General features: G+C 49.5%; 1 protein-coding gene and 1 pseudogene. Both read left to right on the forward strand.

Going from position 1 to position 916, the window contains the following annotated elements:
- A pseudogene (locus PSI15_RS18175) lies at positions 1-302 on the forward strand (RHS repeat domain-containing protein); the annotation flags it as partial.
- Positions 214-916: RHS repeat-associated core domain-containing protein (locus PSI15_RS18180; RefSeq protein ID WP_273584750.1), on the forward strand; the 703-nt coding region annotated here is incomplete at its 3' end. The pseudogene PSI15_RS18175 and the gene PSI15_RS18180, both read left to right, overlap by 89 nt.

Below are 916 nucleotides of genomic sequence, written 5' to 3' on the forward strand. Positions count from 1 at the left end.
CTGAGTATGACGATACCGGACGAATGACAGCAATGCAGTTATGGCAGGAAGGCCATCGCCCTGCATTAACTAAATTCCGCTGGGATAGCCAGAGCCAACTGATCGGGGTACAGACACCGGGCGGCCAGCAGTGGGAATATCGCTATGATGCCTTTGGACGGCGTACTGAGAAAGTTTGCAAGCAAGCTGGAATGCGCACGACTTATCTGTGGGATGGCGATTCTGTGGGATGGCGATGTTCCGGCGGAAATTCGCGAATATCGCCACAACCGTTTGTACAGCATCCGCCACTTAGTTTTTGATGGCTGGCAGTTACTGGCTCAGCAGATTCAGTTTCTTACGCCTAATCCTGAGAACCGTAATGAGCTGGTTGCAGGTGAAATTCAAACTCACTATGCAGTCTGTGCCCCTACAGGGGAACCATTGGCTCTGTTTGATTCGGAAGGGCATCGAGTTTGGCGTCAGCCTGTGCATTCTCTGTATGGATTGCGCCTTGGCGTATTGTCAGAAAATTCACAATTTGATCCAGGACTGAAATTTGCCGGTCAATGGTTGGATGAAGAGAGCGGGCTGGTCTACAATCGGTTTAGGTATTATTCGGCGGTGGCGGGGCAGTATTTGACGCCTGACCCGATTGCCTTATTAGGCGGGTTTAACCCGTACGGGTATGTGCATAATCCGCTGTCTTGGGTTGACCCGATAGGGCTGAAAGGTGGACTTAACCCTTACGGATATGTACATAATCCGGCTAACTGGATCGACCCGCTGGGATTATCAACAGCTAAAGTTGGTCGCTGGATGAGTCCTGATGAACACCAAAAAATGCTTGATACTGGCAAAGTTGTACAAAGTACAACTGGTACAACACATGTTGGTTATCCTGCTAATATCGATGCATTCGGTAAACAAGCTAAGC

This window comes from Xenorhabdus sp. PR6a, from assembly GCF_028599065.1.
In the GTDB taxonomy this organism is placed as follows: domain Bacteria; phylum Pseudomonadota; class Gammaproteobacteria; order Enterobacterales; family Enterobacteriaceae; genus Xenorhabdus; species Xenorhabdus doucetiae.